Here is a 15233-nt window from a genome sequence, read left to right on the forward strand (position 1 = left end):
GGACAGCACCGGTGGAGTGGACCACCCTCCATTGTCCCCCGGTCGCGCAAGAGGCCCTCGGCCCCGCAGTCTCAAGGCTCCCGGCCGCCCCGATGTTCCCGCCGGGTCACGGCCTCGGGCCCCCGATACTCCCGCCCGCTCAGGGTCTCCAGCGCACCCGGTGTTCCGCGAGGTGCGCCAGCACCGCGTGGTTCGCCTCCCAGCCGTCCGGGAACTTCACGAGGGTTCCCAGCTGGACCGGTTCCGTCGACGGGTAGGAGTCGAGGAGGTCGCCCACGCCTGCCCGGCACACCACCACGCACGCGTGCCGGTGGCGGGAGGCCAGGACGCACAGGCGGCCTGTCTCCAGGTGGAAGGCGGTGGCGTCGGGGCGGCCGGAGAGCGGGTGGAGGATCACCGTCACGTCGAACTCCATGCCCTGGAGCCGGTTCGCCGTGTCCACGGTCACGTCCGCGACGCCCAGCTCCGCCAGTGCCGCCCGCACCGCCGCCGCCTGGTCGCGATGGGCGGTGCCGACCGCGACCCGGTCGGCGGTCAGCGGGGTGGGGTCGGGGGAGAGCTCCGAGGTGGCCGCGCCGCCCCGGTCCAGCAGCCGCCGGACGACCGTCGCGACCGCCCGCACCGCCTCCGGGTCGGTCCGGGGCGTGTGCCGGGCGGGCAACTCCAGCAGGCCCCAGCCCGACTCCGCCGCCTCGTCGATCACCCGGTCGGTGCCGGAGCCGTCCGGCGGCACCGCGAAGGACAGCCTCCGGTCGCCGTGTCCGGTGCCGCTGCGGAACGGGGTGTACGGGTAGAACGCGTCGGAGACCAGGGGCGCAGCCGACGCCGGAAGCCGCCAGGACACCGGCAGCCGGTGCTGCGGCAGCTCGGGGTTGTGGGCGAGCAGGGTGCTCACCGCCGAGGCCGACGGATCGTAGGACAGGCCCGCCCACTGCTCGCCGCCCACGATCGAGAACGGGTCCAGCTGCCCCGGGTCGCCCACGAACAGCGCCCGCTCGAACAGCCCGGCCACGGCCAGCAGCCCGTCCGACCGCATCTGGTACGCCTCGTCCACGATGGCGTGCCGCCACGGCTCGTCGACCTTCACATGCGCCCACTTGGCGGCGGTGGAGATCACCACCGGCAGGCCGGCCAGCTCCGCCGCCTTCGCCGACTTCCGTACGTTCGGCAGCTCGTCGAGCACCTTGTCGTACGGGTCGGCGTCGCTGCTGTGCAGGCGGCCCACCGGCAGCTCGGGGTTCTTCACCGCGAGCCGTACGACCAGGTCGTCGACCTGCGCGTTGGTCTGCGCGACCACCATCAACGGCCGCCCCGCGTCGGCCAGTTCCAGCGCCGCCCGGACGACGAGCGTGGACTTGCCGGCGCCGGGCGGGGAGTCGACGACCACCCCGCGCGCGGTGCCGTGCAGTGTGTCGCGCAGGATCGCGTCGGTGGCGCGGGTGGCGGCGGTACCGGGGTCGAAGGCGGCCTCGGTGGTCACAGCACATCCTCCTGGGTGACGGAATCGGGGACCTCGGGCGCCTGCTCGCCCGGCGGACCGCCGTGCGTCCACGGCGTGTCCTCCGGATCGGGCAGCTTGGCGCCGCCGCGCTGCTCGTGTTCGAAGAGCGTGAAGCAGAGCCGGTCGCCCTTCTCGGGCACGGACCCCACCTCGGGCTCCTTGCCGCGGCCCATCTTGTCGACGATCCGGAGCACCAGCAGGCCGTCCTCCTCCTCGCCGTCGCGCCCCACGAACTCGGCCGCCTGCGGCTTCCCGCCCAGCGACCGGAACACCTTCGCCCGCTCCCCGAGATGCGGCCGGTCGTCCGTCCGTACGGTGACCAGCGGGCGCGGGCTCGGCCGCTTGCTCTCGCTGTACGCCATGACCACGTCGACGACCTCGCCCGCGAACGCCTCCCCGGCCAGCCGCCGTCCCGCCATCACCAGCGGGTCGTCCAGCGCCTCCTGCGCCTCCAGCCGGGCCTGTTCGCGCTCGCGGGTGGCGAGCTTGTTGGCGGCGGTGACCGCGTCGTCGCGGCGCGGCTGCGGGGGCTCACCGGCGACGACCCGGTCGCGGTGGCCGGTGAACGACCAGCGGTCGCGCGTCCACCGCTCCTCGACGTGCGCGCCCTCCGGCAGCGCCCGCAGCAGGTCCAGGCCCTCCCACACCCTGTTCCAGGTGGGCAGCGTCCGGCTCTTCACCAGCTCGCGGATCTCCTGCTCGGCCGCGGTGAGGGCGCCCAGCCGGTCGTCGGCCTGGAGGCCGTCCTCGGCGGTGGCCAGGGCGGTACGCGCGCGGTCGTAGCGCTCGATGGCCGGGGCGAGCAGTTTGTTGTCGAACGCCGGGTCGGTCGCCGGACCGGCCGGCGGGCACCGCAGCTGTCCGGCGGCGTCCCGCGCGAGTTCCGCGCGCAGCGCCGCCTGCGCGCCCGTCTCACCCGGCGGCGGGGCGATCCAGGCGAGCTGCGCCCCCAGGTGCTGGTCCTCCAGGCTGGACTGTCCGGTCGCCCAGTGCCGCCCCAGGACCTCCGTCATCGCCGTCAGCAGCGAGGAGCCGGGCACCCGGGAGCGCTCCCCGAAGTGGGTCAGCCACCGGCCGAGCAGCGGCACGCGCGAAGGCGCGGGATACGGAGTCTCCGGGTCCTGTTCCGCCGTCCGCCGGAAGCGCATGGAGCGGCCCAGGAGGCGTACGAAGTCGACGCCCGCACGGCTCGGGACGATCAGCTGGGGCGCGTCGGCGCACAGCTCGACCTCGACCTTGACGCGCTTGCCGGTCTCCGGGTCGGTCTCGCTGCGCTCGGCGGCCTCGACGACGTCGGCGTAGGAGTCGAGGTACGGCAGGACGACGTCGGCCAGTTCGGCGAGGAACGCGAACCTCAGCTCGCGGTCGCGCGGCTGCGCCACGACGAGCAGCCGCGGCGCCTCCCGGTCGGTGCCGACCAGCGCGCCCAGCGGGGCACCGGCCTCACCGGCGGTGGTCAGCGGCACGAAGACCAGCGGCCGCTCGGACAGGTGCCGGTGCCGGACGGTGGCGGTGGGCTGGGCGCGGCCGGTGGTGACGGCCTCGAGGCGGGCGAGCGTGGTGATCAGTGACACATCGTCCCCAGGGCCTCGGTGCGCAGCCGTGCCGCCCGGCGCAGGGCGGCCACCGCAGGATCCCGCGGGTCGCCGCTCTCGCCGCGCGCCGCCGCCAGGACGTCCTCGACGGTCGTCAGCCCGCCCAGTTCGGCCCGCACGGAACGGCCCAGGGAGGTGACCGCGCCGGCCGCGCGGGACCGCTCACGGCAGTGGAACGCCAGCTCGCAGGCGGCCAGGCACTCGGGCGCGTACGCCGCAGGGACCGCCTCGACGGCCGCCGTGAGCTGCTCGGCGGGCAGCTCGGGGGAGAAGCAGGTGCCCTCGGGGAGGGTGTCGGCGATGTCCTCGATGCGGGTGAGGCGGGCCAGCTGGCGGCTGGTGACCGCGCGCTGCTTGCGCACGTCCACGGCGGAGGCGGTGGGCAGGTTGGAGAAGTCCTTGGGGCAGACCAGGAGCACCCGGTGGCGCACGCGCGGGGCCGGATCGAGGCGGGCGGCGACCGCCTCGAGGGCGAGCACGTACACGGCGGCCTGCCGGGCGGCCGCACCGACCTTCGCCGGGTCCGCCGAGCCGTCCAGCATCGGGAAGGACTTGATCTCCACCACCGTCCAGCTGCCGTCCGGGTGCACCACCACGGCGTCCGGCTCCAGGAAGGCGGGGGAGCCCGCGACGTCGAGCGCGATCATCGGATGGTCCAGGAGCGTCCAGGTGCCGGTCGCCCCGGTGGCCTCGCGCAGCGCCAGCGCGGTGCGCGCGGTGCGGCCCTCGGGGCCGATCGCGGACAGGTCGGGCAGGGCCGCGCCGACGGGCGGCGCGGCGCCGGGATCCAGCCGCTCGTGCACCAGTCGCAGCAGTTCCGCGCCGCCGTCCGCCTTCACCTTCGCCTCGAACGCGTTGCCGCGGGTCAGGGCGAACTGGGACTGTCCGAAGGCCGAGGGCGAGCCCAGCGCGTCCGCCAGCGTCGCCTTGTCCACCCCGGCGCCGTCGAGGATCGCGCGGCGCTCGCAGCCCGGGTTCGCCGCCAGCGCCGCGAGGGCACGGGCGTCCAGCGCCTTGGCCGGAACGTCGGGGCCGCGCAGCTCAGCGAGCCGCTGCCGGAGCGCCGTCCCCCGCGTCCGAGGGGGTGGCACCCGGCTCGGCTCCTGGGCCGAACCGTGACTCGCGCTGCCGTGGAATTCGCTCACCCGTCGAAGTCTGGCATCCGCCACTGACAATCGAGGCCGATGCGGTCGGAGAGGCCGCCGCGACCAGGGGGACACGGCCCGCGAACCACACCCGGGCCCGGTCCGCGCCGCGCATCACCAACGGCGTCAGCAGCAGCCCGACGGCCATCACGGCCGCGCCCGCGACCGCGTCGAGGAAGTAGTGGTTGGCGGTGCCCATCACGACGAGCGTCGTCACCAGCGGGTAGACGACACCGGCCGTCTTCGCCGTACGCGTGCCCCCGTGCCGCCACAGCATGACGCCGCACCACAGGGCCCAGCCGACGTGCAGACTCGGCATCGCCGCGTACTGGTTGGTCATGCCGCCCATGCCGCGCGGCGCGCTCGCCTCGCCGCCCCACCAGCCGTACGAGCTGTACTGGGCCATGGTGTCCACGAAGCCGTGGCCGGCCGACAGCAGCCGGGGCGGGCAGGTGGGCATCAGCGTGAAGCCGATGAGACCTATGAACGTGGACGTCATCAGCCAGGTGCGGGCCGCCCGGTAGAGCTGGGTCCGGGACCGGAACAGCCAGACCAGGATCACCGGCGTCACCACGTAGTGCAGTGACGCGTACCAGAAGTCGGCCGGTACGCCGATCCACGCCTCGGTCCTGAACAGCCGGTTCAGCGGATGCTCGGCGTTGATGTGCAGGAACTTCTCGACGCGCAGGATCGCCAGGCCGTGGTCGACGGCGGTGGTCACATCGCCCCGCGCGAGCAGCCGGCCCGCGGAGTAGCAGGCGTACACCAGCAGGAGCAGGGGCACCTCGGTCCACCAGCGCAGCCGTGTCCGCGGGGCCGCCTCGGTGCCTGGTGTCTCGGTCTGCGGCATCCGATTGCCTCCCCCTTCGTGTCGCTGTCTCGTCGCTGGTGTGCCAGTGGCTCGGGACGGGCCACTTTACGGCGCGTGCGCGCGCCCCTCGTGGGCCCCCCGGCTCTCAAAGACGCTGAGATCGCCCACCGGGTTGCCCCTGTTCAGGGTGAGCGATGATGGAAGGGCTCCGCCCCTGGTTTCTTCCCTGATCCCTCTCAGGGTCTCCCCGGAAAGGTCCCCCATGGCACCGCGCATCCTGCTGGCCCGGCACGGACAGACGGAGTGGTCGCTGTCCGGCAAGCACACCGGCAGGACCGATGTGCCTCTCCTGGAGGAGGGCCGCCGCGGCGCCAAGCTGCTCGGCGAGCGGCTGCACCGGGCCCCGTACGACGGCCTGACGGACGTGGAGATACGCACCAGCCCGCTGGCACGCGCGCGTGAGACGTGCGAGCTCGCCGGCTTCGGTGAGCGGGCCACCACCTGGGACACCCTGATGGAGTGGCACTACGGCGCCTACGAGGGCATGACCCCCGCCGAGATCCAGGCCGTCCGGCCCGGCTGGCTCATCTGGCGCGACGGCGTCCCCGAGGGGGAGACGCTCGCCGAGGTGACCGCCCGCGCGGACGAAGCCGTCGCCTGGGCCCGCTCGGCGGACCGGGACGTGCTGGTCTTCGCCCACGGGCACATTCTCCGTTCCATCGGGGCGCGCTGGCTGGGCCTGCCGCTGGACTTCGCGGCCCGGATCCGGCTGAACCCGACGTCACTGTCGGTCCTGGGCTGGGCCTACGGCGAACCGGCGATCGAGAGCTGGAACGACCTCGGGCACCTCGGGTAACCGCGGGCACCTCGGATGATCGCAGGTGGTCGCGGACGGCAGCGGTGACCGCGGGCGGCTGCGGAGGCCGGGTCTCACACCATCCGCGGTGTCGAGGCGTGCCGCTCCAGGAAGGTGGACACGCCCCCCGCCCGCCGGTGCGGCAACAGCACTCTGGCCGTACCCGCGAGCATCGTCTGGATCCGGGAGGACTGGACCTGGTCCAGCAGGTCCAGGACCCGCATCCCGGCCACCGCCGCCTCGTCGGGAAGGCCCCCGCGCGCGAGGTCGTCCGCCAGCTCGGCCGTGTACAGCGCGATGTTCCGGGAGAAGTGCGGGTCCTGGAGGTCCGCCGCCCGCTTCGCGTGCCGGGCCGCGCGGGGCCAGTCGCCCAGCGTCGACCAGCACTGCGCCTCGAGCCCCTCGAGCTCGGCCTCGCCGTAGAAGCTCATCCACTCGGGGTCGCTGTCGCAGGGACCGCGGTCGTAGAGGGCCTGCGCGCGGACGAGGGCCTGTTCGCAGCCGGTGCGGTCGGCGAGCCCCGCCCAGCCGCCCGCCTCGCGCAGCGCCAGCAGCGACATCAGGCGGGGTGAGCCCAGGGGGCGGGCGACGCGCTGGGCGGCCTGGGCGGCACGGACGGCCTCGCGGGGCCGGCCCGAGTCCCGCGCCAGGAACGCCGTGTTGCAGAAGGCGTGCGCCTCCAGCCCCTGGTCCCCGGTCACCCGGGCGGTCGCCAGCGCCTCCGCGTAGTGTGAGCGCGCGTCGTCGAACCGGCCCGAGTCGTGTGCCAGCCAGCCCACCGAGATGGCGAGTTCACCGGCGCCCGAGTGGAGCCGGTCGGCGGTCGTCTGCCGGGTCGTACCGGCGTCCAGCAGCGCGTAGGCAGCGCGTAGCGGGGCGGCCGCGCGCCGGTAGAGCCCGTCGGCCCCGTGCCGGTCGTCCAGCAGCCGGATCCTGCGGACCGCTTCTTCGAGGGCGCCGGCCTCGCTCGCTCCCGCGCGGCGCACGGGACGGGCCGTGGACGCGTCGTGGGCGAGCCCGAGGGGGCCCAGCGTGGCGGCGGCCATCGTGGCACCTCCGCCGGTCATGAATGCGCGACGCAGCACGTCGCTCTCCTCGTGGTCGTGGTACTTGTCGTACGGGTCCTGCGTGTCATACGGCTGGTGCGTCCCACCCGTCTCAGCCGTGTTCCGCTCGTCACTGGTAGTGCGCTCCGGTCTGGTGGTGTGCGCGCAGGGCTCGTCCTCAGGGGTGCGCGCCCCTCGTCCGCGCACGGACGCGCGGGGCGCGAACCCCAGATCGGTGAGCGTGCGGCCGGGAAACATGTGCAGGAACACCCGCTCGTACGCGTAGTTGGGGCAGCGGATCTCGCCCGCCTCGACGCGCCCGATGTAGCGCGCGTCACAGCTGACGCACTCGCCGATCTCCCGCGCCGCCCGCCGCACGAGTGCGGCGAACTCGGCGGGTGAGCGATGTCCGCGCAGGTGGCGAAAGGCGAGGTTGGGCCGTGCCGGCCGGTCGGGCCGAGGTGGGGTCACCGTTGACGACGCCATGGCCGGGTCCTCTCGTGCGAACCGTCGAACCATGCCGGAATAGGGATGAGTTGTCCGTGTGGCACCCTTGTTCCCGGCGGGCAAGAACGTACCTGCTGTGGTCGGGCCGCCATGCGGTGTTTGGCTACAAACCGGATATCTCATCCGTGATCTGCCATGAACTGCCATCCTTTGCGGCGGACTTCCGCCGTAGCCCTTGACGCCGTGAGGCGTTGAACCTTGTGGACTACAGGCGGGCTGCGCGGTGGAGGCCGGGATGGAGACCAGCCAGAGCAACGTTCCTTCTATGGCATCGGTGGCGGCGTGCGACCTGGTGACGGTGTCGACCCGTCAGGGGTTGGAGGCGGTCGACATCCTGCGAAGGGGGTCGACGGGAGACGGGGTGGGGCCCGTCCTGCACGACGACGGCGACGACACGCTCGGCTTCGTGGTGCCGGCCGGGACGGCGGCGGCCTGGGACATGCCGGGCAGTACCTGTACGAAGACCGACGGCAGGGGGCTGCGACTCGCCCCCGAGGCGCCGGCCCAGGGCTCGGACTGGCTGGTGCCCCCCGGTGAGGCCGACCTCGCGACGGATCCGGCGGTGCTGCGGCGGGCGTTGGGTGAGGCGGCCCGGCTGATCGAGGCGGCGGACAGCTGCCGGTGAGGACGCCTCCCGATGTGACCGGCGAGGCATCCGGCTGCGCGTGGGCCCGCGAGCGCACGCGCGTGTCCGTGAGCTCCGCGACCGCTCGTCCGGCTCCCGCTCGCCCGGCCTGTGCCCGCCTGCTGGTGCGGCCCGTTCCCGCTCGCCGTCCGGCCCTGACCGGCCGCTGTCCGTTCGCTGTCCGGTCGCCCTGAGCCGGGCGCGCGGGGAGCGTCCGCGGCCTGCGAAAATGCTGTCATGGCAAAGTCCAGGAACACCCGGCGCGAGCGGGACGCCGACGCCGTCGTCGAGCCCGTCGACGGCGGGCTCGCCCAGCTCGTACCCGACCGGGACCGGGCGCGGGCCTGGACGCTGCTCATCGACGGAGCCCCCCAGTCGCACGTCGACCTCGACGACCCCGCTCACCTCTCCTTCGAGTACCAGCGGCGCCTCGGTCATGTCATCGACCTCGTGGCACCGCCCGGCAAGCCCCTGCACGTCGTGCATCTCGGCGGCGGCGCGTTCACCCTCGCCCGGTACGTCGCCGCCACCCGACCCCGCTCCACCCAGCAGGTCGTCGAACGGGACGCGGCCCTCGTCCGACTCGTCCGCCGGGAGCTGCCGCTGGACCCGGGGGCGCGTATCCGGGTGAGGTCGGTCGACGCACGCGAAGGGCTCGCCAAGGTGCCCGACGGGTGGGCGGATCTCGTCCTGGCAGACGTGTTCAGCGGCGCCCGGACCCCCGCCCACCTCACCTCGACCGAGTTCCTCGACGAGGTCCGCAGGGCGCTCAAGCCCGGCGGGGCCTACGCCGCCAACCTCGCCGACGGCCCTCCGCTCGCGCATCTGCGCGGCCAGATCGCCACCGCCGCCGCCCGGTTCGCGGAACTCGCGCTGGTCGCGGACCCGACCGTGCTGCGCGGCAAACGGTTCGGCAACGCCGTGCTGGTCGCCTCCGACCTGGCGCTGCCCACCGCCGAACTGACCCGCAGGGCCGCCTCCGACCCCCACCCCGGCCGGGTCGAGCACGGCAGGGCGCTCACCGACTTCACCGGCGGCGCGGTACCGGTCGTGGACGCGTCGGCGGTGGCCTCACCGGCCCCGCCGCCCTCGGTCTTCCGCTAGGGCGTTCCCCAGGCCGACCCGTCGCCCGGAGCTCCGGCCGTCAGTACGTGCCCACCTCCACCCGGGGCGGCCCGTCGTGCCAGGTGCAGAACACCGACACCCGGTCCGCGCCGGAGCTGAACTCCACCCGGATCCACGACTCCGTCTTCCACACCTGCATCGACCAGCCCGCGCCCGGCGTCGCCGAGACCAGCGACGCGGAGGCCTTGCCCAGGTCGAAGACGACCAGCCCGCCGTCGGTGTCGTAGCTCTTGACCGTGCCCCGGTACGTGCCCCGGGGCGTTCCGGAGGCGCTGGGGGAGGGACCGGCGGTCGACACCGTCCGGGAGGGGGAGGGGGGTGCCGGGGTCCGGCTCGGGGTCGGGGACGGGCTCCGCGACGCGGACGGGCCGCTCGTCGGCGAGGCCGGCGGCTTCGACTCCTGCGTGATCGTGTCGCCCGCGGTGAGCGGCAGGGCGCGTGGCGGGTCGTAGGCCGTGCCCGCCATCACCGTGTGTACACCCCACCACGACAGCGTGACCGCCGCGCCCGTGGCGAGCGACCAGGCCAGTACGTGTACGAGTCCTCTGCGCATCGCGGGCCATCTTGCCCCACGCGCCTCACCCGTGTCGCACGGATGTGCTCGGCCGTTCCCTCGGCCGCGCACGGTCGACTCACCGGTCGTCCACAGGAGCCGAGTTGTCCACAGGCCCGAATGACCCTCGCCCGCATGGCGTAGGTTGCGGCGCATGGCAAGTGTGCTCGTGGTCGAGGACGACCAGTTCGTACGCTCGGCGCTCATCCGGCAGCTGACCGACGCCTCGCACCTCGTGCGCAGCGTCGGTACGGCACTGGAGGCGCTGCGCGAGGTCGCCCATTTCCGCTTCGACGTGGTCATCCTCGACCTCGGCCTGCCCGATCTGGACGGCTCCGAGGCCCTGAAGATGCTGCGCGGCATCACGGACGTGCCGGTCATCATCGCCACCGCGCGTGACGACGAGACGGAGATCGTCCGGCTGTTGAACGCGGGCGCGGACGACTACCTGACCAAGCCGTTCTCGGTGGAGCACCTGTCGGCGCGGATGGCGGCCGTGCTGCGGCGGGCCCGGTCCGGTGCCGCGGAGCCCTCGCCCTCCAGCGTCATCAGGGTCGGCGGTCTGACCGTCGACCCGCTGCGCCGCCAGGCCGAACTGGACGGCGTACGGCTCGACCTCACCCGCCGTGAGTTCGACCTGCTGGCCTTTCTCGCGGGCCGGCCGGGGGTCGTGGTCCCGCGCCGGGAACTGCTGGCCGAGGTGTGGCAGCAGTCCTACGGCGACGACCAGACCATCGACGTCCATCTGTCCTGGCTGCGCCGCAAGCTGGGCGAGACGGCGGCGCGGCCGCGCTATCTGCACACCCTGCGGGGTGTCGGCGTGAAGCTGGAGCCGCCCGTCTGCGACTCCGGGGGGACGGGACCGATCCGATGAGATGGGCACTGGTCAAGGTCTGTCTGGCGGTCACCACGATGGTCGTGGTCGCCTTCGCCGTCCCGCTCGGCCTCGTCATCAAGGAGATGGCACGCGACCGCGCGTTCTCCAACGCCGAGCGGGAGGCCGCGGTCGTGGTCCCGGCGTTGTCCATCACGACCGACCGCGACCAGTTGGAGCGGGTCGTCGCCTCGGCGGGCTCGGACGACGGCATGGCGGTGCATCTGCCGGCGAGCGACGGCCGGGCCGCCGTCGACCTCGGCCGGCAGCGCGCCGCGGACGCGGACATCGCGGCCGTACGGAAGCTGGGCCGCGCCTCCACGACCGAGGTCGCGGGGGGTTCCGCCCTGCTCCAGCCGGTCGCGCTGAGCCTGGGGACCGTGGTCATCGAGGTGTACGTCCCGGAGTCCGAGGTGAGCAACGGCGTCGGCACGGCCTGGGCGGTGCTGGCGGCGGTCGGGGCCGCGCTGGTCGTCGGCTCGGTCGCCGTCGCCGACCGGCTGGGCGTACGGATGGTGCAGCCGGCCAGGCGGCTGGTCGAGGGGGCGCACGAGCTGGGGGAGGGCAAGCTCGGGGCGAGAGTGCCCGAGGAGGGGCCGAACGAACTGCGGCTCGCGGCGGTGGCGTTCAACTCGATGGCGGATCAGGTCGTCCAACTGCTGGCCAACGAGCGGGAGCTGGCGGCGGATCTGTCCCACCGACTGCGGACCCCGCTGACCGTGCTGCGGCTCAACGCGGCCTCCCTGGGCGAGTCTCCGGCCGCCGAGCAGACGAGGACCGCCGTCGCCCAGCTGGAGCGCGAGGTGGACACGATCATCAGGACGGCGCGCGAGGCCAAGCCGCAGACGGCGGCCGCCGGTCCGGGCGCGGGCTGCGACGCGGCGGAGGTGGTCCGGCAGCGGATGGCGTTCTGGTCGGCGCTCGCGGAGGACGAGGGCCGCAAGGTGCGCACGGCCGGTGTGGACCGCCCGGTCCGCATACCCGTGGCCCGTACCGATCTCGCCGCGGCACTGGACGCCCTGCTCGGCAACGTGTTCCGGCACACCCCGGAGGGCACGGCCTTCGCGGTCGACGTCCACAACGGCGAGGACGCGGTGATCGTCCTCGTCTCGGACGCGGGCCCGGGCATCGCCGACCCCGAGGCGGCGATGGCGCGCGGCCGGGGCTCGGGCACCGCGGGCTCGACCGGCCTCGGCCTGGACATCGTCCGTCGGCTCGCGGAGTCGACGGGCGGTGACGTCCGCATCGGCTCCTCGGTACTGGGCGGCACCGAGGTGCGGCTCTGGATCCAGCTGGACGGGCGGGAGCCGGTGCGCAGGGGCCACCGGGGAGCTGTCCGCAGACGGCGGCGGGCGCTCGTCGGCCGTTCCTGAGGGGCGAATTGGTCTCGACCTTTAACCGCCCCCGATGTGTTCCTTAAGCGCTCCCTAAGAACCTCGACGGCCGTCCCTGTCAGGCGGTTTGCCCGGTTCGGGATCGCTAGCGTGCTGCCGCACCCCCCTCGGGATCCCCGTGAGCAGTGAAGGCAGGCACGTGATGAGCACGCATCGGCGCAGGATCAGTGGCAGGAACAAGATGATCGGCGGCGCGGTCGCCGCGGCCGTGGTGGGCGGCGGGGCCGTGCTGCTCGGCGGTACCGCGCAGGCGGCCGGCATCGGGGCCGCCTACACCAGGACCAGCGACTGGTCGACGGGATACACCGCGCAGTACGTCGTGACGAACAACAGCGGTCGGGTGAAAGCGGACTGGAAGCTCGAGTTCGAGCTGCCGGCCGGGGCGAAACTGAGCTCCCTGTGGAACGGCGAGTCCGCCGTCAGCGGGCAGCACGTCACCGTCTCGCCGCCGAAGTGGGACACCGACGGGCTCGCCGTCGGGGAGTCCGTCACCGTCGGCTTCGTCGTCACCGGCAGCGGGGATCCGGCCGGTTGTCTGGTCGACGGCGCCCAGTGTTCCGCCGACGACGGCGCCACGCCCGAGCCGAGTGGCAGGCCGACCCGAAGCGCGAGCCCCACCACGGCCCCGAGCCAGACCGCCACCTCCTCGCCCACCTCTTCGGCGACCACTTCTCCCGCCCCGAGCGCCAGCGCGAGCACGGGTACCGGCACCACCGCCTCCGCCGGGTTCGCCCCCTACGTCGACACCTCCCTGTACCCCGCCTTCGACCTCCTGGCGAGCGTGAGCGCGACCGGCGTCAAGGACTACAACCTGGCGTTCGTCACCGACGGCGGTGGCTGCACGCCCAAGTGGGGTGGTGTGACCGACCTCGCGAGCGACGGTGTGGCCGCTCAGATCGGGGCGCTGCGGGCCAAGGGCGGTGACGTCCGGGTCTCCTTCGGCGGCGCCTCCGGCTCCGAGCTGGCGACGACCTGCTCCTCGGCGGACGCGCTGGCGGCGGCGTACGGAAAGGCGGTGGACGCCTATCAACTGACCAAGGTGGACTTCGACATCGAGGGCGGCGCGCTGCCCGACACGGCGGCCAACACCCGCCGCGCCCAGGCGATCGCGAAGCTCCAGCAGCAGCACCCGGATCTGAACGTCTCGTTCACCCTCCCCGTGATGCCCGAGGGGCTGACGCAGGACGGGGTGAACCTGCTGGCCGGCGCCAAGTCCGCCGGCGTCGGGATCGACACGGTCAACATCATGGCGATGGACTACGGGCCGGCGTACAGCGGCGACATGGGGACCTATGCCGAGCAGGCCGCCACCGCCACCCAGGCGCAGGTCAAGAGCGTCCTCGGGCTCAGCGACGGCGCGGCCTGGAAGACGGTCGGGGTCACCCCGATGATCGGTGTGAACGACGTCACGTCCGAGATATTCAAGGTCGACGACGCCACCCAGCTCGTCGCCTTCGCCAAGGCCAAGGGGCTCGGCCCGCTGTCGATGTGGTCGGCCACCCGGGACAAGCAGTGCGCGGGCGGGGCCAAGAACTACGCGGACGCGACCTGCAGTTCGATCGTCCAGACCGACTCCGCGTTCTCGAAGGCGTTCGTCGCCTACAAGTGATCGATGCCTACAAGTGATCGTCGCCTATAAGTGATCAATCAAATGATCAAGAAGGAGAGCGGGAGTTGATCACTTAAGCGATCAAGGTATGTCGATTACGTTTCGACAAATGAAGCCAGCGGCTCTTGACGCATGACCGGACATACGGCTGTTATTGCGCCACCCCGTGTTCGGTCAAGTTGATTTCTGGTCGATTGCGACCGGCTTTCAGCCACACGCTGTGGCCGAACCTCGCGTCAGGAGCCGCTCATGCACCACCTCTCCCCCTCCGGCCGCCTCGCTCTCCCCTCCCCGAGCCGTCGTACCCTTCTGCGCGGTATGGGCGGCGCGGCCGTGCTCGGCGCCGGTATACCCCTGCTCTCCGCCTGCGGCGGCAGCGGCACCGCGGCCGACCCGAAGACCGTCACCCTCGGCTCCAACGCCTCCGACGCCGTCCCGAAGAAGGCCTTCGCGGAGATCTACGCGGCCTTCAAGAAGCAGTCCGGAATCACGGTCGACGTGAACACCAAGGACCACAACACGTTCCAGGAGCAGATCAACTCCTACCTCCAGGGAACCCCGGACGACGTGTTCAACTGGTTCGCCGGCTACCGCATGCAGTTCTTCGCGGCCAAGAAGCTCGCCACCCCGATCGACGACGTGTGGCAGCAGATCGGCGGCGACTTCCCCGACGCGATGAAGGCGCTCAGCAAGGGCGAGGACGGCAAGTACTACTTCGTGCCGCTGTACACGTACCCCTGGGCGCTCTTCTACCGGAAGAGCGTCTTCCAGCAGCACGGCTACACCGTCCCCACCACCTGGGACCAGCTCGTCGCCCTGTGCAAGCAGATGAAGAAGGACGGGCTCGTCCCCATAGCCTTCGGCGACAAGGACGCCTGGCCCGCGCTCGGCACCTTCGACCAGATCAACTTCCGCACCAACGGCTACGACTTCCATGTCGAGCTGATGGCGGGCAAGGCCTCCTGGACCGACGCGAAGGTCCGCAAGACCTTCGACCACTGGGCCGAGCTCCTCCCCTACCACCAGGACGGCGCCGTCGGCCGCACCTGGCAGGACGCCGCCCAGACCCTCGTCTCCAAGAAGGCCGGCATGTATCTGCTGGGCACCTTCGTCGCGCAGCAGTTCACGAACCAGGCCGACGCCGACGACCTCGACTTCTTCGCCTTCCCGGAGATCGACCCGACCTACGGCCAGGACACCGTCGAGGCGCCCACCGACGGCTTCATGCTCTCCAAGGCCCCGAAGAGCAAGGCGTCCGCCGTCAAGCTCCTGCAGTACCTGGGCACCCCGGAGGCCGAGGCGATCTACCTCAAGGCCGACCCGAGCGTCGTCGCCGCCTCCTCCAAGGCCGACACCTCCTCGTACACCGCCCTGCAGAAGAAGGCGTACGCGATGATCAGCGGCGCCAAGCACCTCACGCAGTTCATGGACCGTGACAGCCGGCCCGACTTCACCTCCACGGTGATGCAGCCCGCGCTCCAGAAGTTCGTCCGCGACCCCAAGGGGATCGACAGCCTGCTGACGTCGATCGAGCGTCAGAAGAAGACGATCTTCGCGTCCGGCTGAGCCGCGTCGCCCGAGGCGGATGAGCA

At 72.6% G+C, this 15233-nt stretch carries 13 protein-coding genes; 7 read left to right on the forward strand and 6 right to left on the reverse strand.

Annotation, left to right across the window (positions count from 1 at the left end; translation table 11 throughout):
• Positions 1 to 139: 139 nt before the first annotated feature.
• Genes OHU34_RS26400 through OHU34_RS26415 form a run of 4 tightly spaced genes read right to left on the reverse strand, consistent with a single transcriptional unit; the run spans position 140 to position 5091 of the window.
• Positions 140 to 1480 carry an AAA family ATPase gene (locus OHU34_RS26400; RefSeq protein WP_405768600.1) on the reverse strand — a complete coding sequence of 447 codons (1341 nt, stop codon included), beginning with the start codon at positions 1478 to 1480 and terminating at the stop codon, positions 140 to 142.
• A complete protein-coding gene (locus OHU34_RS26405; RefSeq protein WP_230195633.1) occupies positions 1477 to 3075 on the reverse strand; it encodes a hypothetical protein in 1599 nt (532 codons plus the stop codon). The genes OHU34_RS26400 and OHU34_RS26405 overlap by 4 nt, the downstream gene beginning before the upstream one ends.
• A complete protein-coding gene (locus OHU34_RS26410) occupies positions 3066 to 4187 on the reverse strand; it encodes a hypothetical protein (RefSeq protein ID WP_142264481.1) in 1122 nt (373 codons plus the stop codon). Before OHU34_RS26410 ends, OHU34_RS26405 begins: the two co-directional genes overlap by 10 nt.
• A complete protein-coding gene (locus OHU34_RS26415) occupies positions 4138 to 5091 on the reverse strand; it encodes a phosphatase PAP2 family protein (RefSeq protein ID WP_142264480.1) in 954 nt (317 codons plus the stop codon). The genes OHU34_RS26410 and OHU34_RS26415 overlap by 50 nt, the downstream gene beginning before the upstream one ends.
• Before the next feature lie 223 nt (positions 5092 to 5314).
• Between OHU34_RS26415 and OHU34_RS26420 the strand changes: the two genes are divergently transcribed.
• Entirely contained in the window at positions 5315 to 5908 is a 594-nt protein-coding gene (locus OHU34_RS26420) for a histidine phosphatase family protein (protein ID WP_142264479.1), read from the forward strand.
• A 74-nt stretch (positions 5909 to 5982) separates the two neighbouring features.
• Here OHU34_RS26420 and OHU34_RS26425 read toward each other — a convergent pair whose 3' ends face one another.
• Positions 5983 to 7440 (reverse strand): tetratricopeptide repeat protein, encoded by a 1458-nt coding sequence (locus OHU34_RS26425; protein WP_142264478.1) that lies wholly within the window; start codon positions 7438 to 7440, stop codon positions 5983 to 5985.
• Between the two features lie 256 nt (positions 7441 to 7696).
• Here OHU34_RS26425 and OHU34_RS26430 point away from each other — a divergent pair, with 256 nt between their 5' ends.
• Positions 7697 to 8086, forward strand: a complete 390-nt coding sequence (locus OHU34_RS26430) for a hypothetical protein (protein WP_142264477.1) — start codon at positions 7697 to 7699, stop codon at positions 8084 to 8086.
• Between the two features lie 237 nt (positions 8087 to 8323).
• Positions 8324 to 9190, forward strand: coding sequence for a spermidine synthase (locus OHU34_RS26435; protein ID WP_142264476.1), 867 nt, complete (start codon positions 8324 to 8326; stop codon positions 9188 to 9190).
• Positions 9191 to 9230: 40 nt separating this feature from the next.
• Here the strand turns inward: OHU34_RS26435 and OHU34_RS26440 are convergent, their stop codons facing one another.
• The gene (locus OHU34_RS26440) at positions 9231 to 9764 is read right to left on the reverse strand and encodes a hypothetical protein (RefSeq protein WP_405768606.1); all 534 of its coding nucleotides are present in this window, start codon (positions 9762 to 9764) and stop codon (positions 9231 to 9233) included.
• Between the two features lie 154 nt (positions 9765 to 9918).
• Here OHU34_RS26440 and OHU34_RS26445 point away from each other — a divergent pair, with 154 nt between their 5' ends.
• The 4 genes from OHU34_RS26445 to OHU34_RS26460 all read left to right on the forward strand — a co-directional run bounded on the left by OHU34_RS26445 (position 9919) and on the right by OHU34_RS26460 (position 15207).
• Positions 9919 to 10638 carry a response regulator transcription factor gene (locus OHU34_RS26445; protein ID WP_200839695.1) on the forward strand — a complete coding sequence of 240 codons (720 nt, stop codon included), beginning with the start codon at positions 9919 to 9921 and terminating at the stop codon, positions 10636 to 10638.
• On the forward strand, positions 10635 to 12011 hold the full coding sequence (locus OHU34_RS26450; protein WP_142264473.1) for a HAMP domain-containing sensor histidine kinase: 1377 nt from the start codon (positions 10635 to 10637) through the stop codon (positions 12009 to 12011). Before OHU34_RS26445 ends, OHU34_RS26450 begins: the two co-directional genes overlap by 4 nt.
• 163 nt (positions 12012 to 12174) lie before the next feature.
• On the forward strand, positions 12175 to 13641 hold the full coding sequence (locus OHU34_RS26455) for a cellulose binding domain-containing protein (protein ID WP_405768609.1): 1467 nt from the start codon (positions 12175 to 12177) through the stop codon (positions 13639 to 13641).
• 249 nt (positions 13642 to 13890) lie between these two features.
• Complete coding sequence (locus OHU34_RS26460; RefSeq protein WP_142264471.1) at positions 13891 to 15207, forward strand: ABC transporter substrate-binding protein; 1317 nt, start codon at positions 13891 to 13893, stop codon at positions 15205 to 15207.
• Positions 15208 to 15233: the final 26 nt, after the last annotated feature.

This window comes from Streptomyces sp. NBC_00080 (genome assembly GCF_045041255.1).
Taxonomy (GTDB): Bacteria; Actinomycetota; Actinomycetes; order Streptomycetales; family Streptomycetaceae; genus Streptomyces; species Streptomyces coriariae.